This is a genomic window from Glacieibacterium frigidum (assembly GCF_007097155.1).
Classification (GTDB): domain Bacteria; phylum Pseudomonadota; class Alphaproteobacteria; order Sphingomonadales; family Sphingomonadaceae; genus Glacieibacterium; species Glacieibacterium frigidum.
Map to the genome: position 1 here is coordinate 1,198,538 of NZ_VJWA01000001.1, position 22,439 is coordinate 1,220,976.

21 protein-coding genes, 1 tRNA gene, 1 other RNA gene and 1 pseudogene are annotated in these 22,439 nt (G+C 69.9%); 10 read left to right on the forward strand and 14 right to left on the reverse strand.

Annotation, left to right across the window (positions count from 1 at the left end; translation table 11 throughout):
- Positions 1-59: 59 nt before the first annotated feature.
- A complete protein-coding gene (locus FMM06_RS05815; RefSeq protein ID WP_143555209.1) occupies positions 60-1,112 on the forward strand; it encodes an aldo/keto reductase in 1,053 nt (350 codons plus the stop codon).
- On the opposite strand, the gene FMM06_RS05820 is transcribed toward FMM06_RS05815, so the two are convergent.
- Positions 1,109-2,923, reverse strand: a complete 1,815-nt coding sequence (locus FMM06_RS05820) for a CIA30 family protein (RefSeq protein ID WP_143555211.1) — start codon at positions 2,921-2,923, stop codon at positions 1,109-1,111. The two genes, FMM06_RS05815 and FMM06_RS05820, sit on opposite strands and share 4 nt — an antisense overlap.
- Before the next feature lie 131 nt (positions 2,924-3,054).
- Between FMM06_RS05820 and FMM06_RS05825 the strand changes: the two genes are divergently transcribed.
- Complete coding sequence (locus tag FMM06_RS05825) at positions 3,055-4,308, forward strand: acetyl-CoA C-acetyltransferase (protein ID WP_143555213.1); 1,254 nt, start codon at positions 3,055-3,057, stop codon at positions 4,306-4,308.
- Here the strand turns inward: FMM06_RS05825 and FMM06_RS05830 are convergent.
- The gene (locus FMM06_RS05830; protein WP_143555215.1) at positions 4,305-4,577 is read right to left on the reverse strand and encodes an acyl carrier protein; all 273 of its coding nucleotides are present in this window, start codon (positions 4,575-4,577) and stop codon (positions 4,305-4,307) included. The genes FMM06_RS05825 and FMM06_RS05830 overlap by 4 nt on opposite strands.
- A gap of 113 nt (positions 4,578-4,690) precedes the next feature.
- On the opposite strand from FMM06_RS05830, the gene FMM06_RS05835 reads away from it, so the two are divergent.
- The gene (locus tag FMM06_RS05835) at positions 4,691-6,196 is read left to right on the forward strand and encodes an AMP-binding protein (RefSeq protein WP_328591550.1); all 1,506 of its coding nucleotides are present in this window, start codon (positions 4,691-4,693) and stop codon (positions 6,194-6,196) included.
- Positions 6,193-7,353 (forward strand): pyridoxal-dependent decarboxylase, exosortase A system-associated, encoded by a 1,161-nt coding sequence (locus tag FMM06_RS05840; protein ID WP_143555217.1) that lies wholly within the window; start codon positions 6,193-6,195, stop codon positions 7,351-7,353. The genes FMM06_RS05835 and FMM06_RS05840 overlap by 4 nt, the downstream gene beginning before the upstream one ends.
- Positions 7,354-7,391: 38 nt before the next feature.
- On the opposite strand, the gene clpA is transcribed toward FMM06_RS05840, so the two are convergent.
- Positions 7,392-9,746, reverse strand: a complete 2,355-nt coding sequence (gene clpA, locus FMM06_RS05845; protein ID WP_143555219.1) for an ATP-dependent Clp protease ATP-binding subunit ClpA — start codon at positions 9,744-9,746, stop codon at positions 7,392-7,394.
- Between the two features lie 150 nt (positions 9,747-9,896).
- Between clpA and FMM06_RS05850 the strand changes: the two genes are divergently transcribed.
- Complete coding sequence (locus FMM06_RS05850) at positions 9,897-10,589, forward strand: phosphatase PAP2 family protein (RefSeq protein WP_235889224.1); 693 nt, start codon at positions 9,897-9,899, stop codon at positions 10,587-10,589.
- A gap of 13 nt (positions 10,590-10,602) precedes the next feature.
- Here FMM06_RS05850 and FMM06_RS17155 read toward each other — a convergent pair whose 3' ends face one another.
- The 4 genes from FMM06_RS17155 to FMM06_RS05870 form a co-directional block, all read right to left on the reverse strand.
- Positions 10,603-11,307 (reverse strand): PEPxxWA-CTERM sorting domain-containing protein, encoded by a 705-nt coding sequence (locus tag FMM06_RS17155; protein WP_235889096.1) that lies wholly within the window; start codon positions 11,305-11,307, stop codon positions 10,603-10,605.
- A gap of 167 nt (positions 11,308-11,474) precedes the next feature.
- Entirely contained in the window at positions 11,475-13,133 is a 1,659-nt protein-coding gene (locus FMM06_RS05860; RefSeq protein ID WP_143555222.1) for a long-chain-fatty-acid--CoA ligase, read from the reverse strand.
- Entirely contained in the window at positions 13,130-14,194 is a 1,065-nt protein-coding gene (locus FMM06_RS05865) for an MBL fold metallo-hydrolase (RefSeq protein WP_144236363.1), read from the reverse strand. Before FMM06_RS05865 ends, FMM06_RS05860 begins: the two co-directional genes overlap by 4 nt.
- A 41-nt stretch (positions 14,195-14,235) precedes the next feature.
- Complete coding sequence (locus FMM06_RS05870; RefSeq protein WP_144236364.1) at positions 14,236-15,138, reverse strand: dienelactone hydrolase family protein; 903 nt, start codon at positions 15,136-15,138, stop codon at positions 14,236-14,238.
- A gap of 73 nt (positions 15,139-15,211) precedes the next feature.
- On the opposite strand from FMM06_RS05870, the gene FMM06_RS05875 reads away from it, so the two are divergent.
- Positions 15,212-15,979 (forward strand): sterol desaturase family protein, encoded by a 768-nt coding sequence (locus FMM06_RS05875; protein WP_185965058.1) that lies wholly within the window; start codon positions 15,212-15,214, stop codon positions 15,977-15,979.
- Here the strand turns inward: FMM06_RS05875 and FMM06_RS05880 are convergent.
- The gene (locus FMM06_RS05880) at positions 15,961-16,860 is read right to left on the reverse strand and encodes an acyl-CoA thioesterase (protein WP_207790245.1); all 900 of its coding nucleotides are present in this window, start codon (positions 16,858-16,860) and stop codon (positions 15,961-15,963) included. The genes FMM06_RS05875 and FMM06_RS05880 overlap by 19 nt on opposite strands.
- 65 nt (positions 16,861-16,925) lie before the next feature.
- Between FMM06_RS05880 and FMM06_RS05885 the strand changes: the two genes are divergently transcribed.
- The 3 genes from FMM06_RS05885 to FMM06_RS05895 all read left to right on the forward strand — a co-directional run bounded on the left by FMM06_RS05885 (position 16,926) and on the right by FMM06_RS05895 (position 18,527).
- Entirely contained in the window at positions 16,926-18,062 is a 1,137-nt protein-coding gene (locus FMM06_RS05885; RefSeq protein ID WP_144236366.1) for an AI-2E family transporter, read from the forward strand.
- 92 nt (positions 18,063-18,154) lie between these two features.
- Complete coding sequence (locus FMM06_RS05890; RefSeq protein WP_144236367.1) at positions 18,155-18,328, forward strand: DUF1328 domain-containing protein; 174 nt, start codon at positions 18,155-18,157, stop codon at positions 18,326-18,328.
- 122 nt (positions 18,329-18,450) lie between these two features.
- A tRNA-Asp gene (locus FMM06_RS05895) sits at positions 18,451-18,527 on the forward strand.
- A gap of 17 nt (positions 18,528-18,544) precedes the next feature.
- On the opposite strand, the pseudogene FMM06_RS05900 reads toward FMM06_RS05895, so the two are convergent.
- The 6 genes and pseudogenes from FMM06_RS05900 to FMM06_RS16715 all read right to left on the reverse strand — a co-directional run.
- Positions 18,545-18,802 (reverse strand): annotated as a pseudogene (locus FMM06_RS05900) (chorismate mutase); the annotation flags it as partial.
- A gap of 20 nt (positions 18,803-18,822) precedes the next feature.
- The gene (locus FMM06_RS05905) at positions 18,823-19,017 is read right to left on the reverse strand and encodes a DUF2842 domain-containing protein (protein ID WP_144236368.1); all 195 of its coding nucleotides are present in this window, start codon (positions 19,015-19,017) and stop codon (positions 18,823-18,825) included.
- A 9-nt stretch (positions 19,018-19,026) separates the two neighbouring features.
- The gene (locus tag FMM06_RS05910) at positions 19,027-19,611 is read right to left on the reverse strand and encodes a 5-formyltetrahydrofolate cyclo-ligase (RefSeq protein ID WP_144236369.1); all 585 of its coding nucleotides are present in this window, start codon (positions 19,609-19,611) and stop codon (positions 19,027-19,029) included.
- A non-coding RNA gene (gene ssrS / locus FMM06_RS05915) (6S RNA) lies at positions 19,598-19,751 on the reverse strand. Before ssrS ends, FMM06_RS05910 begins: the two co-directional genes overlap by 14 nt.
- 39 nt (positions 19,752-19,790) lie before the next feature.
- A complete protein-coding gene (locus FMM06_RS05920) occupies positions 19,791-20,084 on the reverse strand; it encodes a cell division protein ZapA (protein WP_144236370.1) in 294 nt (97 codons plus the stop codon).
- Positions 20,084-20,242, reverse strand: a complete 159-nt coding sequence (locus FMM06_RS16715) for a hypothetical protein (protein WP_185965059.1) — start codon at positions 20,240-20,242, stop codon at positions 20,084-20,086. The genes FMM06_RS05920 and FMM06_RS16715 overlap by 1 nt, the downstream gene beginning before the upstream one ends.
- Positions 20,243-20,398: 156 nt before the next feature.
- Between FMM06_RS16715 and tkt the strand changes: the two genes are divergently transcribed.
- Complete coding sequence (gene tkt, locus FMM06_RS05925) at positions 20,399-22,378, forward strand: transketolase (RefSeq protein WP_144236371.1); 1,980 nt, start codon at positions 20,399-20,401, stop codon at positions 22,376-22,378.
- Positions 22,379-22,439: the final 61 nt, after the last annotated feature.

Here is a 22,439-nt window from a genome sequence, read left to right on the forward strand (position 1 = left end):
GGCCTCATGTACCTTTGGCGCGTTAAGCTCGCCGAACCGCTCAAACCAGGATCACCCACATGCGCTACAACCGCCTCGGCCAGACCGGCCTGTTCGTGTCCGAACTCTGCCTCGGTACCATGACCTTCGGCACCGCGCCGGGGATGTGGGAGGGGATCGCGGGTCTCGACCAGAACGAGGCGGACGCGATGGTCAGGGCGGCGGTCGATGCCGGGGTCAACTTCCTCGACACCGCCGACGTCTATTCGGCGGGGCGGTCGGAGGAGATCACCGGCCAGGCGCTGCGCAATCTCGGCATCAACCGGCAGGAGATCGTCGTCGCCACCAAGGCGTTCGGCGAGATGCACCCCGGCCCGAACGGTCGCGGCGCGTCGCGCTACCACCTGATCGACGCGTGCAAGGCGAGCCTGAAGCGCCTCGGCACCGATCACATCGACCTGTACCAGATTCACGGCTTCGACCCCGCGACGCCGCTGCAGGAGACGCTGGAGGCGCTCGACGTCCTCGTCCGCCACGGCCATGTCCGCTACGTCGGCGTGTCGAACTGGGCGGCGTGGCAGGTCGCCAAGGCGCTGGGCATCGCCGAGCGGCTGAACCTCGCCCGGCCCGCGTCGCTGCAGAGCTATTACAGCCTCGTCGGCCGCGAACTGGAGCGTGAGATCGTGCCGATGCTGGCGAGCGAGCAGGTCGGGCTGATGGTCTGGAGCCCGCTCGCCGGCGGCTTCCTGAGCGGCAAGTACACGCGCGGCGCCGACGGCAAGGCCGAGGGCGACGGGCGCATCAACAATTTCGCGCTGCCCGGCACCGGCGGCGACAGGGGCTTCGCGGTCGTCGACGCGCTGCGCCCCATCGCCGAGGCGCACGGCCGCCCGGTGGCGCAGGTTGCGCTCGCCTGGCTGCTCGCGCGGCCGCAGGTGACGAGCGTCATCGTCGGCGCGAAGAAGCCCGAGCAGCTGGCCGACAACCTCGCCGCGGTCGATCTCGTGCTGACCGCCGACGAGCTCGCGTCGCTCGACGCGGCGAGCGCGTTGTCGCCCGAATATCCGGGCTGGATGTTCGAGCGGCAGGGCGCCTACCGGCGGGGGCTGCTGAACCCGGCGCCGCGCGGCTAGTCCTTCAACAGGCGCACGTCGGCGATCTCCAGCCGGAACGGGCCTGGGGCCATATGCGCGCCGAACAGCAGCAGCATGGTGTTGGCGCGGTTGAAGTTCTTGAGGTCGGCGAAGCGCACGGTCACCTCGCGCCATTCGGCGCCGACGGTCATCGGCGCCACCGCCGGGACCTGGCCGCCGGCGGTCGAAAAGCCCATCATGACGAAGCGCTGACCCTCGCCCCGAACCCACAGCCGCACGCCGGTCGCGGCGCCGAGGTCGACAGGGGCGAAGGGCTGCGCGGCGGGGTTGAACGCCACGCCGGCCCAGGGCGCCATGAAGGCGGGGTTGATCTCGCCGGTCATTACCAGCGCCGGCTGGCCGTTCGGCGCGGCCCCGGCGACACTCAGGGAAACGGTCGACTTGCCGCCCGCAATGCTGTCGGTCGAGGCGGCCCAGCCGAGCCCGAAGGGCGACGTCAGCTTCGGCTTGCCGTCGGCGGCAGCGAACAGCCCGATGCGACCGTCGGCGGGCAGCGTCACGGCGGCGGCCGCTGGCCCGGTCGGCGTGGCAGCGATTGCCGCCCGGCGTGCGGCGCGCAGCGGTGACACGGGCTCGCCATCCTTCCAGATCTCGGCGATCGCCTGGGTCGCGGCGATGTCGACGGTCGGGTCGCCGTCGACCATCAGCAGGTCGGCCTTCAGCCCCTTGGCGATGCGCCCGCGGTCGGCGAGGCGGAACGCCTTGGCGGGTGCGGCGGTCGCGGCGGTCAGCGCCTGTGTCGGCGTCAGCCCGGCCTTGACGAGCAGCTCGAGCTCGCGGTGCATCGACAGGCCGTACGCCGTGCCGGGATTGCCCGAATCGGTGCCCGCCAGGATCGGCACGCCCGCTTTGACCAGTGCCTTCATATTGGCGCCGACGACGGCGTCGAGCTTCGCGCTGCGGTCGGCGCCGAAGGTCTGGCGGACATTATCGGACGCCGGCTTGGTCAGCAGCCCCGCGAGGCCCGGGCGGTCGAGCAGCGGCGCACCGCCGGCGCGGCCGTGGAAGCCCTCGAACACCGCATAGGTCGGCACGATGAACACACCCGCCGCCTTGGCCCGGCGTGCGAAATCCTCGCCGCCTTCCTTGTCGAAATAGAGGTGGACCATGCCGTCCGCCCCGGCGTCGATCGCCTCCAGCGCGTCGCGCAGCTTCTGGACGTGGACGACCGCGAGCCTGCCCCGCTTGTGCGCCGCGACGACGAGCGCGCGCACGGTCGCCGCGTCGAGCGTCGGCAGCGGACGCGCCGCGCTGCCGTCCTGGTCGACGATCTTGATGAAGTCCGACCCTTCCGCGATGCGTGCCGCGACCCAGGCGTCGGCTTCGGCGGGCGTCGTCAGCGTCGGCACGGCGAGGCCGAACTGCGTGCCGTGCCCGCCGGGGACGGTCGCCAGGATCCCGGCAGTCACGATGTCGGCGGTCGCGGCGTTGGTCCCCGAATTCATCCGCGATCGCACGTCGCGCGTCGCCTCGGCCGGGCTGAACATGTCGAGCTGCGTCGTCACGCCGAACAGCAGCGGCACGTCCTGGTCCTGGAAGGCGTGGACGTGGCTGTCGATCAGCCCGGGCAGCAGCGTCTTGCCGCGCCCGTCGACGATCTTCGCGCCGGCCGGCGGCCGGCCCTTGAAGTCGGGGTCGGCGATCTTGCCGCCGCTCAGCAGCACCGCGCGCGGGGGCAGGCGGCGGGCGCCGTCGAACACCGCGACATTCTCGATGAGGGTAGGGACGGGCGCTGCAAAAGCGGGCGCTGCCGCGACCAGCAGGCCAAGGACCAGTCCACGAACCGACATGCCATCCCCCGATGCAACCTATAGCGATAATAGCGCGGCCGTCAGGGGAACGATAGCGCCCGGTCAAAATGGGGCGCGAAGTCTCCGCCGGAACGCGCTATTCATCGTCAAAACCCTGGGGAGAGACGCTGATGACCGAAGCCTATATCATCGACGCCGTGCGCACGCCGCGCGGCATCGGCAAGCCCGGCAAGGGCGCGCTGGCGCATCTTCACCCGCAGCACCTCGCCGCGACGGTGCTCAAGGCGCTGAAGGATCGCAACGGCCTCGACACGGCCGACGTCGACGACATCATCTGGTCGACCTCGACGCAGAAGGGCAAGCAGGGCGGCGACATGGGGCGCATGGCGGCGCTCGATGCCGGCTATGACATCCGTGCCAGCGGCATGACGCTCGACCGGTTCTGCGGTGGCGGCATCACCAGCGTCAGCCTCGCGGCGGCGCAGATCATGAGCGGCATGGAGGACGTCGTCATCGCCGGTGGCACCGAGATGATGTCGCTGACCACGACCATGGGTCAGGAGGAAGCCGCGGCGGGCTTCGCGCCGATGGGCATGGGGTCGGGCAACACGCGGCTGCAGGCGGTCCATCCGCAGTCGCACCAGGGCGTCTGCGGCGACGCGATCGCCGCGATGGAGGGCATCGACCGGGCCGCGGTCGACGCGCTGGGCCTCGAAAGCCAGCGCCGCGCCGACGTCGCGATCCGCGAGGGGCGTTTCGCGAAGAGCATCGTGCCGGTGCTCAACGACGACGGCTCGGTCGCGCTCGACCACGACGAGTTTCCGCGCCCGCAGACTACCGCCGAGGGGCTTGCGGGGCTCAAGGCGTCGTTCGACGGCGTCGCCGACATGTCGATCCAGCCCGACGGCGAGACATTTCGCCAGTCGATCACGCGCAAATACGAGGGGCTGGAGTTCAGCGGCGTGCATCATGCGGGCAACAGCTCGGGCGTCGTCGATGGCGCGGCGGCGATCCTGCTCGCCTCGCCGGCCTATGCCGAGGCACACGGGCTGAAGCCGCGTGCGCGCATCGTCGCGACGGCGAACATCGGCGACTGCCCGACGCTGATGCTCAACGCGCCGGTGGCGGCGGCGAAGAAGGTGCTGGCGAAGGCCGGGCTGACGCCGGACGACATCGACCTGTGGGAGATCAACGAGGCGTTCGCGGTGGTCGCGGAAAAATTCATCCGCGACCTCGCGCTCGACCGGTCGAAGGTCAACGTCAACGGCGGCGCGATCGCGCTCGGCCACCCGATCGGCGCGACGGGGTCGATCCTGATCGGCACGATCCTCGACGAGCTCGAGCGCCGGGACCTGAAGCGCGGCCTGGTGACGATGTGCGCGGCGGGCGGCATGGCGCCCGCGATCATCATCGAGCGGGTCTAGGCGGCCTTCAAGGCGCGCTTGGCGGTCACGAAGCGGCTGAGCGCGCCCAGCGTCTCGAACAATTCGGCGTCGACCTCGTCGTCGTCGATGACGAAGCCGAAGCGGTCCTCGATGGCGGTCAGCACGCGCGCCACCGCCATCGAATCGAGTTCGGGCAGGTCGCCGAACAGGCCGGAGTTCGCGTCGAGCGTCGCTGCGGTCGCCGCCGACAGGCCGAGTTCGTGGACCAGCAGCGTGCGCACGGCGTCGAGATCTGGGTTGGCGTCCAAGCTGGCTCCGGCTTTGCGGGAAGGCGCGCCTTATAGTAGCAGCGCGGGCGCACGCAATCGTTGAGCGTTCGCGCTCGAGCCGGGAGGGGTCGGCCATTCGTATCGACCGCCTGATCGCCGACGGCCCGCACGACGCGATTGCGCTGGTGCACCGCGACCGGATGCTGAGCTTTGCGGCGCTCGACGATCTTGTCGGGCGCGTCGCGGGCGGGCTGATCGCGCGCGGTATCCGGCCCGGCGACCGCGTTATCGTCTGGGCGCCCAAGTCGGTCGAGAGCGTCGCCCTGCTGTTCGCCGCGAGCCGGGCGGGGGCGGTGTTCGTGCCGGCGCACCCTCAGCTCAAGGCCGCCCAGGTCGCGCACATCATGGCCGACAGCGTCGCGGCGCTGCTCGTCACGGTGCGCGCGCGCGCCGAGGGGTTCGACGCGCTGACGATCGAGGACGACTTCGCGGCCCTTGCAGCGGCCGCGCCCGCCGCGGTCGAGCGCGATGCGAACGACCTCGCGGCGCTGCTCTACACCTCGGGCAGCACCGGGCGGCCCAAGGGGGTGATGCTCAGCCATTCGAACCTGTGGCACGCTGCGGACTCGGTGCGGACCTATCTCGGCACGACTACCGACGACCGCGTGCTCAGCGTGCTGCCCCACGGCTTCGACTATGGCCTCAACCAGCTGACGCAGGCCTGGGCCGCGGGAGCACGCGCGGTGCTGCTCGACTACCTGACGCCGCGCGACATCGTGCGTGCGGTCGCGACGCACGGCATCACCCAGCTGGGGGGCGTGCCGCCGCTGTGGCACGACCTCGCCGCCGCCGACTGGGGCGAGGCGGGGGCGAGCCTGCGGACACTGACCAATTCGGGCGGGCACCTCAACGCCGCGCTGTCGGCGCGGCTGCGCGGCCTGTTTCCGCAGGCGCGGCTGTGGCTGATGTACGGCCTGACCGAGGCGTTCCGCGCAACCGCACTCGACCCGGCGCTGGCTGCGACGCATCCCGACTCGGTGGGGAAGGCGATCCCGCATGCGCGCATCGGCATCGCCCGCGCCGATGGCAGCGCGGCGGCGGACGGCGAGGCGGGCGAACTGGTGCAGGCGGGGCCGCTCGTCGCGCAGGGCTATTGGGGCGACGACGCGCGCACCGCCGTGCGCTTCCGCCCCGCGCCGGCGTGGCTGGGGAAGGGCATGGCGGTGTGGTCGGGCGACACGCTGCGCCGGGACGCCGACGGCCTGCACTATTTCGTCGGGCGCGACGACGAGCAGATCAAGGTCAGCGGCCACCGCATCAGCCCGACCGAGATCGAGGAAGCGGCACTAGCAAGCGGCGCGGTGGCACAGGCGGTGGCGTTCGGGGTCGCCGACGCGCGGACGGGGCAGGCGGTGGCGCTCGTCGCGACGGCGCTGGGGGAGGATGCCGCGGCGCGGCTGCGCGGCCATCTGGCGCGGACCCTGCCGTCGTACATGCAGCCCGCGTCGCTGCGCTGGCTCGACGCGATGCCGGTCAATGCCAACGGCAAGCTCGACCGCGCCGCGCTGAAGGCGGAGGCTTCAGGATTGTTTCACGTGGAACAAAATACTACACAAACGAACCATAATGGCGTAACAGCGAACGGGGGTGGGGCATGAGCCACGTGCCGCCCGACTTCGAACCGGTCGATCGCGAACTCGGCATCGCCGGACAGCCCGCATCGCACTGGGCGTCGGAGGGGACGCCGGTGTTCGTCTATGATCGCGCAATCATAGCGGCCCGCATCGCCGCCGTTCGCGAGGCATTTCCGGGCGTCGAGCTGCACTATGCGATCAAGGCCAACCCGTTACCCGCGCTCGTCGAGTGGATGGGCGGGCAGGTCGACGGGCTCGACGTCGCATCGGCGGGCGAACTGGCGCTCGCGGCGCGCACCGGGCTGCCGATCGGCTTCGCGGGGCCGGGAAAGCGCGACGCCGAACTCGCGGAGGCGATCGCCGCAGGGGCGACGGTCAGCATCGAATCCGGCGGCGAACTCGAGCGTTTCGCGGGCCTGGGCGGGCGGACCGCGCTGCTGCGGGTCAATCCCGACTTCGAGCTCAAGGGCTCGGGCATGAAGATGGGCGGGCGGGGCACGCCGTTCGGCATCGACGCCGACCAGGTGCCGGGTGTCGCGGCGCGCGCCGCCGCGCTCGGCGTGCGGATCAAGGGTTTCCACGTCTATGCCGGCTCGCAGACGCTTTCGGCGGCGGCGCTGATCGAGGCGCAGGCGGCGACCGTGGCGCTCGCGGTGCGGCTCGCGGGCGAGTGCGGGATCGCGCTGGAGACGCTCAATCTCGGCGGGGGGTTCGGCATCCCCTATTTCGCCAACGACACGGCGCTCGACGTCGCGGCAGTCGGCGCGGCGCTGCCCGCGCTGCCGGGGACGCGCCTGATCCTCGAACTCGGCCGCTATCTGGTCGGCGAGAGCGGCGTGTACCTGACGCGCGTCGTCGACGTGAAGACGAGCCGGGGAACAGCGTTCGTCGTCGCCGACGGTGGAATGCACCACCAGCTCGCCGCGAGCGGCAATCTCGGCACGGTGATCCGCCGCAACTACCCGATCGCCAACGCCAGCCGCTTCGCCGAAGCAGCGACGGCGACGTACGACGTGACGGGCTGCCTGTGCACGCCTCTCGACCGGCTGGGCGAGCGCGTCGCGCTGCCCGATACCCGGGTCGGCGACCTGATCGCGGTGTTCATGGCCGGCGCGTATGGCGCGAGTGCCAGCCCGACGGCTTTCCTCGGGCACCCCCCGGCGCGCGAGGTGCTAGCCTAGACCTATCCCCCTCCCTCGTGGGAGGGGGGAGCAGGCGCCTATGCCTCGACGAGCGGCTCGTCGGTCGGGGTCGCCGGCGTGCCGCCCTTGGGCTTGCGCACCTTCTTGGGCTTGGCGACGCCGGGGACGATCTCGAAGCCCAGGCCGTCGTCCTTGACGTGCACCCGGACCTCGCCGCCGTGGAGCAGCTTGCCGAACAGCAATTCTTCGGCGAGCGGCTGCTTGATCTTCTCCTGGATCAAGCGGCCGAGCGGACGCGCGCCGTACAGCCGGTCGTAGCCGCGTTCGATCAGCCACGCCTTGGCATCGTCGGCCACCTGGATATGGACCTCGCGCTCCGACAGCTGGAGTTCGAGCTGCAGGATGAACTTGTCGATCACCCGGCTGACGATCGCCGGCGGCAGATAGTCGAAGGGCACGACGGCATCGAGGCGGTTCCGGAACTCAGGCGAGAACATCCGCTTGATCGCCTCCTCGTCCTCGCCGTCGCGGGCGATCGAGCCGAAGCCGACGCCCTCGCGCGCCATGTCCGCCGCGCCCGCATTCGTCGTCATGATGACGATCGAGTTGCGGAAATCGACGGTCTTGCCGTGGTGGTCGGTCAGCTTGCCGTTGTCCATGACCTGCAAAAGGATGTTGAACAGGTCGGGATGCGCCTTCTCGATCTCGTCGAGCAGCAGCACGCCGTGCGGGTTCTGATCGACCGCATCGGTCAGCAGGCCGCCCTGGTCGAAGCCAACATAGCCGGGAGGCGCACCGATCAACCGGCTGATCGAATGGCGCTCCATGTATTCGGACATGTCGAAGCGCGTCAGCGGGATGCCGAGGATCGACGCCAGCTGGCGCGCCACCTCGGTCTTGCCGACGCCGGTCGGGCCGCTGAACAGGTACGACCCGATCGGCTTGTTGGGCTCGCGCAGGCCGGCACGGCTCAGCTTGATGGCGCTCGCCACCCGCTCGATCGCGGCATCCTGGCCGAACACGACGCGCTTGAGGTCGCCCTCGAGCGTCGCGAGCGCTTTGGTGTCGTCGGTGGAGACCGACTTCGGCGGAATGCGCGCCATGGTGGCGATCACCGCCTCGACCTCCTTCACGCCGATCAGCTTCTTGCGCTTGTTTTCGGGCAGCAGCATCTGCGACGCGCCGGTCTCGTCGATCACGTCGATCGCCTTGTCGGGCAGCTTGCGGTCGTTGATGTACCGCGCCGACAGTTCGACCGCAGCCTTGATCGCTTCGGGCGTGTACTTCAGCTTGTGGTGCGTCTCGTAGCTCGGACGCAGGCCCATCAAGATCTTGACGCTGTCCTCGACCGAAGGTTCGTTGACGTCGATCTTCTGGAAGCGGCGCAGCAGCGCACGGTCCTTCTCGAAGTGGTTGCGGAACTCCTTGTAGGTCGTCGAGCCGATGCAGCGGATCGCGCCGCTGGAGAGGGCCGGCTTCAACAGGTTCGACGCATCCATCGCGCCGCCCGACGTCGCACCTGCACCGATGACGGTGTGGATCTCGTCGATGAACAGCACCGCGTGCGGCAGCTTCTCGAGTTCGTTGACGACGTTCTTCAGCCGCTCCTCGAAGTCGCCGCGGTAGCGCGTGCCCGCGAGCAGCGCACCCATGTCGAGACTGTAGATCACCGCCGGCTTGAGCACGTCGGGCACCGAGCCCTCGACGATCTTGCGCGCCAGCCCTTCGGCGATCGCGGTCTTGCCGACGCCGGGATCGCCGACATACAGCGGGTTGTTCTTGCTGCGGCGGCACAGGATCTGGATCGTCCGGTCGACCTCGGCATGGCGGCCGATCAGCGGGTCGATCTTGCCCAGCTTCGACTTGTCGTTGAGGTTCACGGTGAACTGCTTGAGCGCGCTCTCGCCGCTCTTGGCGTTCTTGCCCTCCGACTTCGCCTCGGGCTCCTCCTTCTCAGGGACGGTGCCCTTGACGGCGCGCGTCTCCGACGTGCCGCCCTTGGCGATGCCGTGGCTGATGAAGCTGACCGCGTCGAGGCGCGTCATGTCGTGCTGCTGCAGGAAGAAGACGGCGTGGCTCTCGCGCTCGCTGAACAGCGCGACGAGGACGTTCGCGCCCGTCACCTCCTCGCGGCCCGACGACTGGACGTGCAGGATGGCGCGCTGGACGACGCGCTGGAAACCGGCGGTGGGCGACGGATCGACCGAGGCATCGGCCTTGAGCGCACCGAGTTCGGTGTCGAGATAGTTGGTCACCTTGCCCGCCAGCTCGTCGATGTCGACCGAGCACGCCTTCATCACCGCAGACGCGTGCGCGTCGGCGGTCAGGGCGAGCAGCAGATGTTCGAGAGTGGCGTATTCGTGGTGACGGCGGCTCGCCTCGGCGAGGGCATTGTGCAGGCTATGTTCGAGTTCGCGTGTGAACGACGGCATGGGGTTCTCCCGGGGCCGCGCTGACTCGGCGCGGCTGTCCTCACCAATGTCACGCTGATGCCATGAAACTGCAAGGGGGGTGCGACCGGGGGTGCGCGGCGCTATGCTGCACCCCGACGGAGAGGGCGAATGCAGGCAATCGTGGCGGTTATGATCAGTGGCATGGCGCTGGCGTGCGGGGCGCTGGCGCCGGTGTCGTACCTGGCGGCGCCGTTCGACTGGCGAGCCGCCGTGACCCCGCCGCCGGCGCCGGGCAGTACCGCCGCGGCTGCCGACCGCGCCGCGTATCTCGCAGCGGCGCCCGACAGCCCCGGGTGGCGCGCCGCGCAGACCCAGCTGCGGCTTCTCACCCCGGAGATGAACGCGCAATTCTCGTGCGCGGCGGGACGGCGCCTGTCGCCCGAGACGACGCCGCGAACGCTGGCGATGCTGGTCAAGCTGACCGCCGAGACCGAGCTGTCCGAGGCGGCAAAGACGCAGTTCAAGCGCGACCGGCCCTTCGTCGGCGAAGCGAAGCCGGTCACCTGCGACCCGCGTGTCGGCGGCGCGACCCCCAGCTTCTCCTACCCCAGCGGTCACGCAATGTACGGTGCGCTGGCGGGGCGCGCGCTCGCGGCGGCGGTGCCCGAGCGGGCCGCGGCGCTGCTGGCGCTGGGTGCGGGCATCGGCACCAATCGCGTCGCCTGCCGCGTCCATTATCCGAGCGACATCGCAGCCGGCCAGCGGCTGGGCGACGCCGTATACGACGCGGTCGCCGCGACGCCGGGCTTCAAGGCCGACCTCGCCGCGGCGCGCGCCGAGATCGCCGCCGCACCGCAGGCGACCGGTTGCCCGGCCGCCTGACGGGTCGAAAGCGTTAGGCGGCGATGCTGCGACGCCGGCGCAGCGTCGCGCCGACGAGGCCAAAGCCGCCGATCATCAGGCCCCAGGTGGCGGGCTCGGGGACCGCGGCGAGGGTGACGGTGCCGAGGCGATTGACCCCGTAGGTGGCTCCGCCGGCGACCGAGAAGCCGAAGCTCTGCGACAGACGCAGCGTCACCGGTCCGCCGACGACCGCGAATTCCTGGCCGGGATAATAGTTCGCGCCCGGGAAAACCGTCGTGAAGTAGCTGTTGGGGATCGAGAACTCGAACCCGAGCTGGTCGGCGCTGACCGCGGTGATCACGCCCGTCGCGGCCTGCAAGCCGGGGCGGCCTGGAATGAACAGGGTCTGGCTGTTCGCGCCGAGTTCGAAGCCGATATCCGAGCCGTTGCCGTTCGCCGGGTCGATGTCGAAATAGACGTTGGCGAACGGGCCGACGCTGGCGCCGCCCTGTGTCGGGTCAGCGCGCAGATAGCCATAGACGTTGCCCGCACCGGCGGTCAGGTAGATCGAATATGCGACGTAGCGGCTCTCGCTCGTCGGCGTGCCGAAATTGCTGTCGGGCGCGGCCGGATTATAGCCGACGGTCGCAGTCGCCGCGCCGTAGCCGGCATCGTAACTGCCATCGACGTCGATGGCCTGAGCTGCGGTCGACAGGAGAACTGCGGCGCCGAGCGCCGTAAGGCTGCGATACATCATGATCTTCCCCAGGTTAACGGGCACGTGCCCGAAACGACCCAAGCAAAGTCCGTGCCAGCCCGCTCGCTGAAAACAGCGATTGGAATCCTTAATGATTTACAGCTTGTTGCATCGGCGCGCTGAACGAATTGTAAAGATATCTTACAATTGGCTCTACGCGGGCGCGGTCAGGCGGCCGCCTTTGCCAATTCCTCGGCGACGAGCTCCTTGCGGCTCAGCTTGCCGATCATCGTCTTGGGCAGCTGGTCGCGCACCTCGACCGCCACGGCGCGCTCGTGCTTGCCGACGTGGGCGTTCAGGTGCGCGAGCAGGGCCTCGCCGTCGGTCGCGGCGCCGGGGTCGAGGGTGACGAATGCCTTGGGCCGCTCGCCCTGGCGGCGGTCGGGGATGCCGATGACCAGCGCCTCGCGGACGCCGGGGACCTTGTAGAGAATGTCCTCGAGGATGCTCGGGAAGACCTTGAAGCCGCCGACGACGATCATGTCCTTCAGCCGGTCGACGACGCTGACATAGCCGCGCGCGTCGATCGTGCCGACGTCGCCGGTGCGCAGCCAGCGCCGCCCGTCATGCTCGATGAAGACGTTCGCGGTTTCGCCCGCCTGGCCGTGGTAGCGCGCCATGATCTGCGGGCCCGATACGGTGATCTCGCCGGGCTCGCCGTCGGGGGCAGGCCGCGCGGGGTCGTCCTTGTCGACGAGGCGGATGTCGGTGCCGGGCAAAGGCTGCCCGATGCTTCCCTCGACGCCGCCGCCGGCATAAGGGTTGCACGACACGACGCCCGAGGACTCGGTCAGGCCATAGCCCTCGACCAGTCGCGCGCCTGACCGCGTCTCGAACGCGGACTTGAGCTCGAGCGGCAGCGGTGCACCGCCCGAGATGCAGATGCGCAGGGACGACAGGTCGGTGTCGCCCAGTTCGGGCGAGTCGAGCAGCGCCCGGTACATCGTCGGCACGCCGGGCATCGCGGTGATCTTGTAGCGGGGGATCGCGGCGAGCACGGCCTTCAGCTCGAAGCGCGGCAGCATGACGATCTGCCCGCCGCGCAGGATCGTGCGGTTCAGGATGCAGGTGTTGGCGAAGACGTGGAAGAACGGCAGCGCGCCGAGGATGCGGTCGGCCTCCTCCGGCTCGGGGTCGAGCGCGTTAACCTGGCCTGCATTGATGCTGAGGTTGGCGTGGGTCAGCACCGCGCCCTTCGGGCTGCCGGTCGTGCCGCCGGTGTACTGCAGCAGCGCGACGTCGTTGACGTCGATCGCGGGCGGGTTGGCCAGCGGCGGACTCTTCAGCAGGTCGGCGAAGCGCAGGTCGCTGGGGCTGACGGTGGCGCGCTCGGCACGCTTGAGCAGGCGATAGCCGAGCGACTTCAGCGGCGGCAGCACCTCGGGCAGGTTGCCGACGATCAGGCGGAGCCCCGGCACCTGCGCGATGACGGGGTACAGCGCGGTGACGTCGAGCGTCACCATCACCGTCGTCCCCGAATCGAGCACCTGCGCGCGCAGCTCGTCGACCGTGTAGAGCGGCGAGAAATTGACCAAGGTCGCACCGCTCAGCATCGCGCCGTAATAGGCGATGACGTAGTGCGGGCAGTTGGGCAGGAACAGTCCGACCGTCGTGCCGCGCCCGATGCCGCGCGCCGCGAGGCCGCCGGCGAAGCGCTGCACCTGGTCCCACACCGCGGCATAGGTCCAGCCACGGCCGAGAAAATCGAGGCACGGTGCCTGCGGCGTGCGCGCGGCGCTGCGGCGCAGCAGGTCGGGCATGGGGCAGGGGACGGGGACGTCGTCCCATGCACCGGGATGATCGTAAGCGGTTGACCAAAGGCTCATGCGCGGACGAACCTGTCGGCCGGGCCGTTTGTTTCCCGCACGACGACGCCCCGTGCTTCAAGCCAGTGCAGATGAGCCAGCGCCTCGCCGGTCGCGGCCATCGTGCTGTCGGCGCCGACCGGGCGGCGGAACAGCACGGGGAAGGTCTCGAACACCGTGCGCGGCTGCGCGCAGAACGCCTCCAGCTTGGCCAGCTTGTCGAGATGGTCGTCGCGTAACTGGTCGAGGCGCACATGCAGCCCGTCGAAGGGTTCGTTGTGCGCGGGCAGCACGCGAGTGCCTGGGTCGATTGCGCGCAACGCCTCGATACTGTCGAGCCAGTCGCGCAACGGGTCGGCGCGCGGCTCGGTCGGATAGACCGAGACGTTGGAGGTGATGCGCGGCAGCACCTGGTCGCCCGCGATCATCAGTCCATCGGCGACGAGGCATGAGTGTTCGGGCGAATGGCCGCGCCCGGTGACGATGCGCCACGTCCGCCCGCCGATGTTGAGCATGTCGCCGTCCTGCAGCCGCGCGAACCCGGCGGGCAGTGGCGACACCGCCTTGGCGAAGCCGCCCCAATCGCGTGCCGCGAACGCCGCCTGCAGATCCTCCGGCCAGCCGGCACGCGCGCAGAAGTCGATCGCCTCGCGCGGCGGCGACGGGCGGATGTCGAGCGTCAGGACGCGCGCCAGCAGATATTCGGTGCGCGCGATCTCGAGCGGCACTCCCCAGCGCTCGCACAGCCAGCCCGCAAGGCCGAGATGATCGGGATGGTAATGGGTAACGATGACCCGCGTCACCGGCTTGCCCGCCAGCGCACCGGCGAACAATCCCTCCCACGTCCGCTTGCCTGCGCCGGTGTTCAGCCCGGTATCGACGATCGCCCAGCCGGAACCGTCGTCGAGCACCCACAGGTTGATATGGTCGAGGCTGAACGGCAGCGGCATGCGCAGCCAGAATACACCCTCGGCAACCTCGAACAGCGTCTCGGCGGCGGGCACGAAGCGGCCGTGCGGATAGTGCAGGCCGTGCCGGTCGGCGGGGGCGTCGACGGCGTCGGCGAGGCTGGCGTCCTGCATCGCCCCCGGGTCTAGGTTGACGTGCGCGTAAAGTCGAGAGGTCAGGCCTTGCCCGCCGGCACGCCGTGCGTCTTGAACCATGCCTGGAGTCGAGCCCAGCCGTCCGCGGCGGCCTCGGGATTGTAGCTGGGGCGGTAGTCGGCGTGGAAGCCGTGCTCGGCGTTAGGGTAGAGGACCAGCTCGCCGCGGGTGCCCAGCTTGCCGCGCATCGCCTCGACGTCGGCGGCGGGGATGCCCTTGTCGAGCCCGCCGTACAGGCCGAGCACCGGTGTCTTGAGCCCGGCCGCGATGTCGAAGGGATACTGGCGCACCTCGGGCGGGTTGGCGGGCGGCGGGGCGTCGGCCTTGGGCGGGGCGGGCGGCGCGAGGCGACCGTACCAGGCGACGCCGGCCTTGATCGCCGGGAAGCGCGCCGCCGCCATCCAGGTGACCGTGCCGCCCCAGCAGAAACCGGTGATGCCGATGCGCTTGGGCGCGACGAACGCCTGCTTGGTCGCCCAGTCGAGGGTCGTGCCGACGTCGCCCATGACCTGCTCGTGCTTCGCTTGGGCCACGATCTTCATCATCACCGCGCGGTCGGTCGTGGTCGCCAGGATGTTGCCGGTGTTGGCGCGGTAGAAGAACTCGGGCGCGACCGCGACATAGCCCAGCGTCGCGAGGCGGCGGCAGATGTCCTTGATGTATTCGTGGACGCCGAAGATCTCGTTGACGACGATGACCATGCCGTAACGGCCCTTGGCGGCCGGGCGCGCGACGAAGGCGGGCAGGCCGCCGGGGAGGGTGACGCTCTCCTGCACCAGCCCCTCGCCGGGGGTCATGATCGCCGCTGCCTCGGCCCCGCTCGAAAACGCCGCATAGCCCGCCGCCAGCAGCGCCGCGAGGCCGCGCCGCGACAGGTCGAGGTCGCGCGGGTCGGTGCCCTCGGGGCGGGTCAGCGTAAGCATCGGCGGCGAACTCCTTGGCGGTGAACTGTGCGCAGACTAGCCTGCGGCGATGGCGAAGCAATCGGGCAGGGCGTTGTTCGTTGTCGCAGGCGCGGCGCTCGCCGCGCTGCTGGTCGCCGAGCGCCGCCGTCCGCGCCGGGCGCGCACGCAGGTGGAGCCGCCGCGCACGTTGACCAACCTCGCGCTCGGCGGTGCGGCGCTCGCGGTCGTCGCGGCGGGGCAGGGCGGGACGCAGCGCCTTGCCGGGCAGGTGGCGGCGCGGCGGCAGGGGCTGGCGCAGGCGCTGCCGACCCCACTGCTTCGCGACGCGGCGGCGTTCCTGCTGCTCGATTACACCATGTACCTCTGGCATGTCGCGACGCACCGCGTACCCGTGCTGTGGCGGCTGCACCGCGTCCATCACGTCGACCTCGACATGGATGCGTCGACCGCGCTGCGCTTCCATGCGGTCGACATGGCGCTGTCGATCCCGCTGCGCCGCGCCCAGGTGCGCCTGCTCGGGGTCGGCCCACGCGCGCTGGCGGTGTGGGAGGCGTTCTTCGGCGCGTCGGTGCTGTTCCACCATTCGAACCTGCGCCTGGCGAGCGACACGCGGCTGGCGTGGCTGCTGACCACGCCCGGCATGCACGACATCCACCACCGCGCCGAGATCGCCGCGACCGACAGCAACTGGTCGAGCGGGCTGAGCCTGTGGGACCGGCTGCACAACACGCTGCGCCTGACGTCGAGCGATGCCCCGATCGGGGTGCCCGCGTATCCCGAGCCCGTCGGGCTGAAGGCCGCGCTTGCGCTGCCCTTCGCAGCCCCAAACGACGACTGGGATCAGCTCGGCGAGCGGTAGCGGATCAGCCCTTCCTGCATCGCGGTGGCGATCAACCGCCCGTCGCGCGCGAAGATCAGCCCGCGGTTCATGCCCCGCCCGCCGCCGCTGACCGGCGAATCCTGCGCGTACAGCAGCCACTCGTCGAGCGGCGGGTCGTCGTGGAACCATAGCGCGTGATCGAGCGACGCGACCTGCAAGTTGGGGTCGGTCCACGGCACGCCGTGCGGCAGCAGGCAGGTGTCGAGCAAGGTCATGTCGCTGGCATAGGCGAGCAGGCAACGCGCCAGCACGGGGTCGGCGGACACGGACGCTGCCGCCTTGAACCAGTTGTACGCGACCGGCGGCGCCTTGCGGGGCTTGAGATTGTCGACCGGATCGATCTGGCGGAACTCGAACGGCCGCTCGCGCTCCAGCCACAGCTTGCGGTGCGGCTCGGGGATGCGGTCGGCGATCTTGCGCAGCGTGTCGAGCTCGCTCGGCAGCGTCTCGGGCTGGGCGACCTTGGGCAGCTTAGCGACATGGTCGAAGCCGGGCTCGGCGATCTGGAACGACGCGCTCATGTTGAAGATCGGGCGGCCGTGCTGGATCGCGACGATGCGGCGGGTGGAGAAACTCTGCCCGTCGCGGTCGCGCGCGACGCGGTATACGATCGGCGCGGCGGGGTCGCCGGGGCGAAGGAAATAGGCGTGCAGGCTGTGCGCCAGGCGTTCGCTGCGGACCGTCCGCGACGCCGCCATCAGCGCCTGCGCGACGACCTGCCCGCCATAGACGCGCGTCCAGCCGGTGTCGGACGACTGGCCGCGGAACAGGTCGACCTCGATCGACTCGACATCGAGCAGCGCGACGAGGCGCGCCATGACTTCGGCAGGATCGGGCGTGGAGGGAGTCGACTCGAGCATCGCGCCTGACTAGCCAGCAGTTGCAGCGGTGTCACGACGTGGACGCTGGCGCGGAGTAGCGACGAATGACGACCGAACCCGAAATCGTGCCTGAAGACCCGGCGCTCGACCCGGCGTTTCGTCGCGACCGGCTGCTGTCGGCTCTCGTCATCCTGTTCGGGGTCGCGCTGGCGCTGGCGCTGCCGTTCGCGCTGCGTGCCGGCGCCGTGTTCTTCATGCCCGTCACCGTCGCGATGGTCGTCGCGCTGATGCTCGTGCCGCTGCTCGAATGGCTCGAACGCCGCGGCCTGCCGGCGGGGGTCGCGGCGCTGATCGCGCTCGTGCTGTTCCTATTCATCGCCAACGCGACCTTGGTGATGATCGTCATCCCCGCATCCGACTGGGTGCGGATGCTGCCCGAGCATGCGGCGCAGGTGCGCGCCAACATCTCGCCGCTCGTCGATGCATTCAACGCGCTCGAAAAGCTCGGCGACCAACTCGCCGCGGCGGTCGGCCAGCAGGCGGCGAGCGCGCGCGACAAGTTGCCCGCGCAGCAACCGACGTCGATCGTCGCGCTTGTGGCGACCTCGGCCCCTGCGGTGCTGATCTCGATCTTCTTCGCGATCCTGCTCGTCTATTTCTTCCTCGCGGGCTGGACGCGGATGCGCGCCAAGGCGATCCGCGACCGCGAGACGCTGACCGGCAGCTTGCGCGTCGCGCGGCTGCTGCGCGATATGGTGACGGGGACGGCGGAGTATCTGCTGACCATCACGATCATCAACGCCTCGCTCGGCGCGGTCGTCGCGCTGCTGGTGTGGATGCTCGGCATGCCGACGCCGCTGATGTGGGGCGGCCTCGCGGCGATCTTCAACTTCGTGCCGTACGTCGGACCGATCGTCGTAACCGGGTTGCTGGCGGTGGGCGGGCTGGTGGTGTTCGTCGATCCCTTCGCTGCGCTGCTGCCGGCGGCGGCGTTTCTGGTGTGTCACCTCGTCGAGGCGAATATCGTCACGCCGCGCATCGTCGGGCACCGCCTGACGGTCAGCCCGGTGTGGATCCTGCTCGCGCTGAGTTTCTGGGGCTGGGTGTGGGGTACTGTCGGGGCGCTGATTTCGGTGCCGCTGCTTATCATGATGCGCGTCATGCTCGACCGCGTCGGGCGGCCCGACGTCCTTGGTTTCCTGTTCGACGGACGGACACTGACACGCCACACCGACCCCTGACCAAAAGTTACGCACGGCGGCGGAACAATTGGAGTGTCCATTCGCTATGACACCATGCCCTGTTGTGGGCAGTGTCGAAGGGACCTCAGCCAATGCTGCGTTACGCTCTGATCTTCCTCGTCGTCGCCCTGATCGCCGGTGCGCTCGGTTTCGGCGGTATTGCGGGTGCCGCTTCGGGCATCGCGACGATTCTGTTCTACATCTTTATCGTTCTATTCGTCGTCGGCCTGATCATGCACTTGGTTAACGGCCGTCGCGTCCTCTGAGTTTCGATGACGCAGTAAAAGACGATAACTGGCCGCCGGACGCACGTTCGGCGGCCTTTTCGTGCGCGGCCGCCTTGACACCCGCACGCCCGCCCCATAATGCCCCGTCTCCGCGAGAAACTGCGGGTGTAGCTCAGTTGGTTAGAGCGCCGGCCTGTCACGCCGGAGGCCGCGGGTTCGAGTCCCGTCACTCGCGCCACTCTCCTCGGAGAGGGCGTCGTATTCCGCCAGTTCGTGCGCGATCGACGCCTCGACCAGTATCTCCCACAGCTGCGCTGCAAGCCCCGCCGGGACCCCGGCCGTACGCGCTGCGCTCTCTGCCTGCGCGATGACCGCAGCCTTGCGCGCCTCGTCACGCACCGCCTCGCGGTTCGGCTTGATGCGCGCGGCCGCGTCCATATAGCCGAAGCGGGTACCCAGCAGCGCCGCGATCTCGCGGTCGAGCGCATCGACCCCGGCGCGCACGTCCGTCATCGTCTGGCAGTCTTCGGGCTTCACTTGTTCATCCAGACGAGCAGCGGGCGCAGCGGCAGCAGCCAGGCGATCCCGAGGATCAGATACACCAGCGCCTGTGCCGGCTTGGCGAGTGCGCCGATCTGGTCGGCGAAACTCGCGACGAGCAGGCCGTACACCGCCAGCCCCGCGAGGATGATGAAGATGCCGACGGGCTTGCGAATCGAGGGCTGCATGGGCTGGGCTTAACCCTCGCCGCGCGCGCCGCCAACCGCCGCACCGTCGCACCGGATCGTCCGCGTCGGCGTCACCAGCCAGTCGAGCCGCTCGTCCCATCTCTCCGCCGGCACCGCATCGACGATCTGGCAGTCCCAGGCGACGCCGATACGCGGCGCGTCGAGGCGGCTGAGCGTGCGGTCGTAGTGGCCCTTGCCGTACCCCAGCCGGTTGCCACGCGCGTCGGCGGCAACCAGCGGCACGATGACCGCGTCGGGGACGGCGATCGGCGCGTCGATGCGCGGTTCTCGGATGCCCCAGACTGTGCTGACTTCCAGATCTTCGGCGGCGGCGCGGTGAAAGCTCAGCGGCTCGCCCGGCAGGCCGACGCGCGGCCAGATCTCGAAGCCGGCACCGGCCGGATCGACCTCGTCGCCGAACGCCGCGAAGCCTGCGACATGCGTACAGCCGTCAAGCAGCGGCATCAGCCGGGCGACAAGCGCAGCATCGTGCGCCGTCCGCTGCTCGGGGGTCAGACCAGCGACGAACGCGGCGCGGGCCGCACGCGCGGCGGCGCGGAGGGCGTCGCGGGGGGAGGTCGGCGGGACCGCCATAGCCGTTTGCTCGTGAGATCCTCTGATGCCAAGTACATCAGGTGGGAGCCATTTAGTGCGGACCAAGATCCGCCCAGAGACAGCCCCCTAGGAGAGTGAATCGCCTCAGGGAAATATAAGCTCGCACGAGGCAGTGCCCGCCTGATCCGAATGTAGGACGGGGCAGGGTGCGGTGCAAGTCAGCGCGATGGCGTCTCCGCCGCGTCCGCCAGCGCCTCCGCCTGCGCCGCCAGCGCGGCGAGCGCGGTCAGGTCCGGCTGGCCGCTCGCCTTGCGCAATTCGAACAGCTCGTCCGCCACCAGGATGCCCGCCATCAGCAGCAGGCGCGGCTCGCTGAGCGTGCCGAGCGTGTGGCCCAGCTCGTCGGCCTTGTCCTGCAGGTGCTGCGCCAGCGCGGTCAGGTGCGCCTCCTCGCCGTCGCGGCAGGCGAGGGGGTACGTCCGTCCGCCGATCGTCACCGATACCGAAGCCATTACCGCGCCTCGCTCAGCAGCGCGTCGAGGTCGGCGACCGATGCGGCGACCAGTTCCTCGAGGTCACGCACCCGCGCCACGTCGCGGGCGCGCGCCGCCTCGATGCGGGCGAGCGCCGCCGCGATCCGCGCGGAAAGTGTCTCGGCCGTCTCGGCCATGTGCGTCCGCCCCCGATTTCAGAAACTTGAAGGGCTTTGATAAGGCCGCCTGTGCAGTCGCGTCAACGGGCCTGCCCCAGCGACTGACGTTGACCATTGGTGACGGGCTGGCCATAGGACCGCTCTACCGCACTGCACCAGAAAGCCGCCACCGCAATGGCCGATCCGACCCCGCGCTCCCTCGCCAACGCGATCCGCGCGCTGAGCATGGATGCCGTCGAGGCAGCCAATTCGGGCCACCCCGGCATGCCGATGGGCATGGCCGACGCCGCCACCGCGCTGTTCACGCGCCACCTGAAGTTCGACCCCGCGGCCCCGAACTGGCCCGACCGCGACCGCTTCGTGCTGTCGGCGGGGCATGGTTCGATGCTGATCTACAGCCTGCTGCACCTGACCGGCTATGCGCGGCCGACGCTCGACGACATCCGCAACTTCCGCCAACTCGGGAGCCCGTGCGCCGGCCACCCGGAGAATTTCGAGCTGGAGGGCGTCGAGTGCACGACCGGGCCGCTGGGGCAGGGCCTGGCGATGGCGGTCGGCATGGCGATGGCCGAGCGGCACCTCAACGCGACCTTCGGCGACGACCTGGTCGACCATCACACCTATGTCATCGCCGGCGACGGCTGCCTGATGGAGGGGATCAGTCACGAGGCGATCGGGCTGGCGGGGCATCTGCGGCTCGGGCGGCTGATCGTGCTGTGGGACGACAACCGCATCTCGATCGACGGGCCGGTGAGCCTGTCGTCGAGCGAGGATACCGCCAAGCGCTTCGACGCCGCGGGCTGGCACGTCATGCACTGCGACGGGCTGAGCCACGACGACGTCGATGCGGCGCTGACCGCCGCCAAGGCCGATCCGCGCCCGTCGCTGATCGCGTGCCGCACGGTCATCGGCTACGGCGCGCCGAAGAAGGCGGGCACCAGCGGCTCGCACGGATCGCCGCTGGGTGCCGAGGAGATTTCGGGTGCCCGCGCGGCGCTGGGTTGGGACAGCGCGCCGTTCGTTGTCCCGGAAGACATCCGCGACGCGTGGACGAAGCACGGCGCGCGCGGCAAGACGGCACACGCCGCGTGGACCGAGCGGCTGGCGGCGTCCGCCGACCGCGAACAGTTCGAGCGTCGTGCCGCGAACCAGCCGCCGCAGGCCGTGTACGACGCGCTCGACGCGCATATCGCCGCGCTGATCGCCACGCCGGCCAAGGTCGCGACGCGCAAGTCGAGCGAGATGGCGCTGGAGGCCGCGGTGCCCGCCGCGCCCGGCATGTTCGGCGGCTCGGCCGACCTGACGGGGTCGAACAACACCAAGACCAAGGCGATGCAGCCGTTCACCGCCGACGACTACGCCGGGCGCTACGTCTATTACGGCATTCGCGAGTTCGGCATGGCAGCGGCGATGAACGGTATCGCGCTGCACGGCGGCATGCTGCCGTTCGGCGGCACTTTCCTCGTGTTCAGCGACTATATGCGCAACGCGATCCGCATGTCGGCGCTGCAGCGCACGCGCGTCATCTACGTCCTGACCCATGATTCGATCGGGCTGGGCGAGGACGGCCCGACCCACCAGCCGGTCGAGCATCTGCTGTCGCTCCGCGCGATCCCGAACCTTGCGGTGTACCGCCCGTGCGACGCGGTCGAGACCGCCGAGGCCTGGGCGCTGGCCATCGCCGACGAGCACCGCCCGTCGGTGCTGGCGCTGAGCCGCCAGAACCTGCCGCAGCTCCGCCTGACCGCGGCCGGGAACCTGACCGGCAAGGGCGGCTACCGCCTGCGCGACGCCGCCGCCGCGCGCCGCGTCGTCCTGGTCGCGACGGGGTCGGAGGTGCACATCGCCGCCGCCGCGGCCGACCTGCTCGAGGCCGAGGGGGTCGGCTGCGACCTCGTCTCGATGCCGTGCTGGGAGAATTTCGACGCCCAGCCCAAGGCATACCGCGACGATGTCCTGCCTGCAGACGCGCTGATCGTCTCGGTCGAGGCCGGTGTCACGATGGGCTGGGACCGCTACACCCGCGGCGGGCTCAACCTCGGCATCGACACCTACGGGGCGTCGGCGCCGATCGACGCGCTGTACGACCATTTCGGGCTGACGCCCGCGAAGATTGCGGCGCGGGTGCGCGAGCGGCTACAGGGCGCGAGCTAATATTCGTCATCCCCGCGAAGGCGGGGACCCAAAGTCACAGATTTGGGACCTTGGGTCCCCG

Bases quoted from the DNA above. Each gene is read 5' to 3' on its own strand.
- FMM06_RS05815 (WP_143555209.1), top strand. From the start codon at position 60: ATGCGCTACAACCGCCTCGGCCAGACCGGCCTGTTCGTGTCCGAACTC.
- FMM06_RS05820 (WP_143555211.1), bottom strand. From the start codon at position 2,923: ATGTCGGTTCGTGGACTGGTCCTTGGCCTGCTGGTCGCGGCAGCGCCC.
- FMM06_RS05825 (WP_143555213.1), top strand. From the start codon at position 3,055: ATGACCGAAGCCTATATCATCGACGCCGTGCGCACGCCGCGCGGCATC.
- FMM06_RS05840 (WP_143555217.1), top strand. From the start codon at position 6,193: ATGAGCCACGTGCCGCCCGACTTCGAACCGGTCGATCGCGAACTCGGC.
- clpA (WP_143555219.1), bottom strand. From the start codon at position 9,746: ATGCCGTCGTTCACACGCGAACTCGAACATAGCCTGCACAATGCCCTC.
- FMM06_RS05850 (WP_235889224.1), top strand. From the start codon at position 9,897: ATGATCAGTGGCATGGCGCTGGCGTGCGGGGCGCTGGCGCCGGTGTCG.
- FMM06_RS17155 (WP_235889096.1), bottom strand. From the start codon at position 11,307: ATGATGTATCGCAGCCTTACGGCGCTCGGCGCCGCAGTTCTCCTGTCG.
- FMM06_RS05860 (WP_143555222.1), bottom strand. From the start codon at position 13,133: ATGAGCCTTTGGTCAACCGCTTACGATCATCCCGGTGCATGGGACGAC.
- FMM06_RS05865 (WP_144236363.1), bottom strand. From the start codon at position 14,194: ATGCAGGACGCCAGCCTCGCCGACGCCGTCGACGCCCCCGCCGACCGG.
- FMM06_RS05870 (WP_144236364.1), bottom strand. From the start codon at position 15,138: ATGCTTACGCTGACCCGCCCCGAGGGCACCGACCCGCGCGACCTCGAC.
- FMM06_RS05880 (WP_207790245.1), bottom strand. From the start codon at position 16,860: ATGCTCGAGTCGACTCCCTCCACGCCCGATCCTGCCGAAGTCATGGCG.
- FMM06_RS05885 (WP_144236366.1), top strand. From the start codon at position 16,926: ATGACGACCGAACCCGAAATCGTGCCTGAAGACCCGGCGCTCGACCCG.
- FMM06_RS05890 (WP_144236367.1), top strand. From the start codon at position 18,155: ATGCTGCGTTACGCTCTGATCTTCCTCGTCGTCGCCCTGATCGCCGGT.
- FMM06_RS05905 (WP_144236368.1), bottom strand. From the start codon at position 19,017: ATGCAGCCCTCGATTCGCAAGCCCGTCGGCATCTTCATCATCCTCGCG.
- FMM06_RS05910 (WP_144236369.1), bottom strand. From the start codon at position 19,611: ATGGCGGTCCCGCCGACCTCCCCCCGCGACGCCCTCCGCGCCGCCGCG.
- FMM06_RS05920 (WP_144236370.1), bottom strand. From the start codon at position 20,084: ATGGCTTCGGTATCGGTGACGATCGGCGGACGGACGTACCCCCTCGCC.
- FMM06_RS16715 (WP_185965059.1), bottom strand. From the start codon at position 20,242: ATGGCCGAGACGGCCGAGACACTTTCCGCGCGGATCGCGGCGGCGCTC.
- tkt (WP_144236371.1), top strand. From the start codon at position 20,399: ATGGCCGATCCGACCCCGCGCTCCCTCGCCAACGCGATCCGCGCGCTG.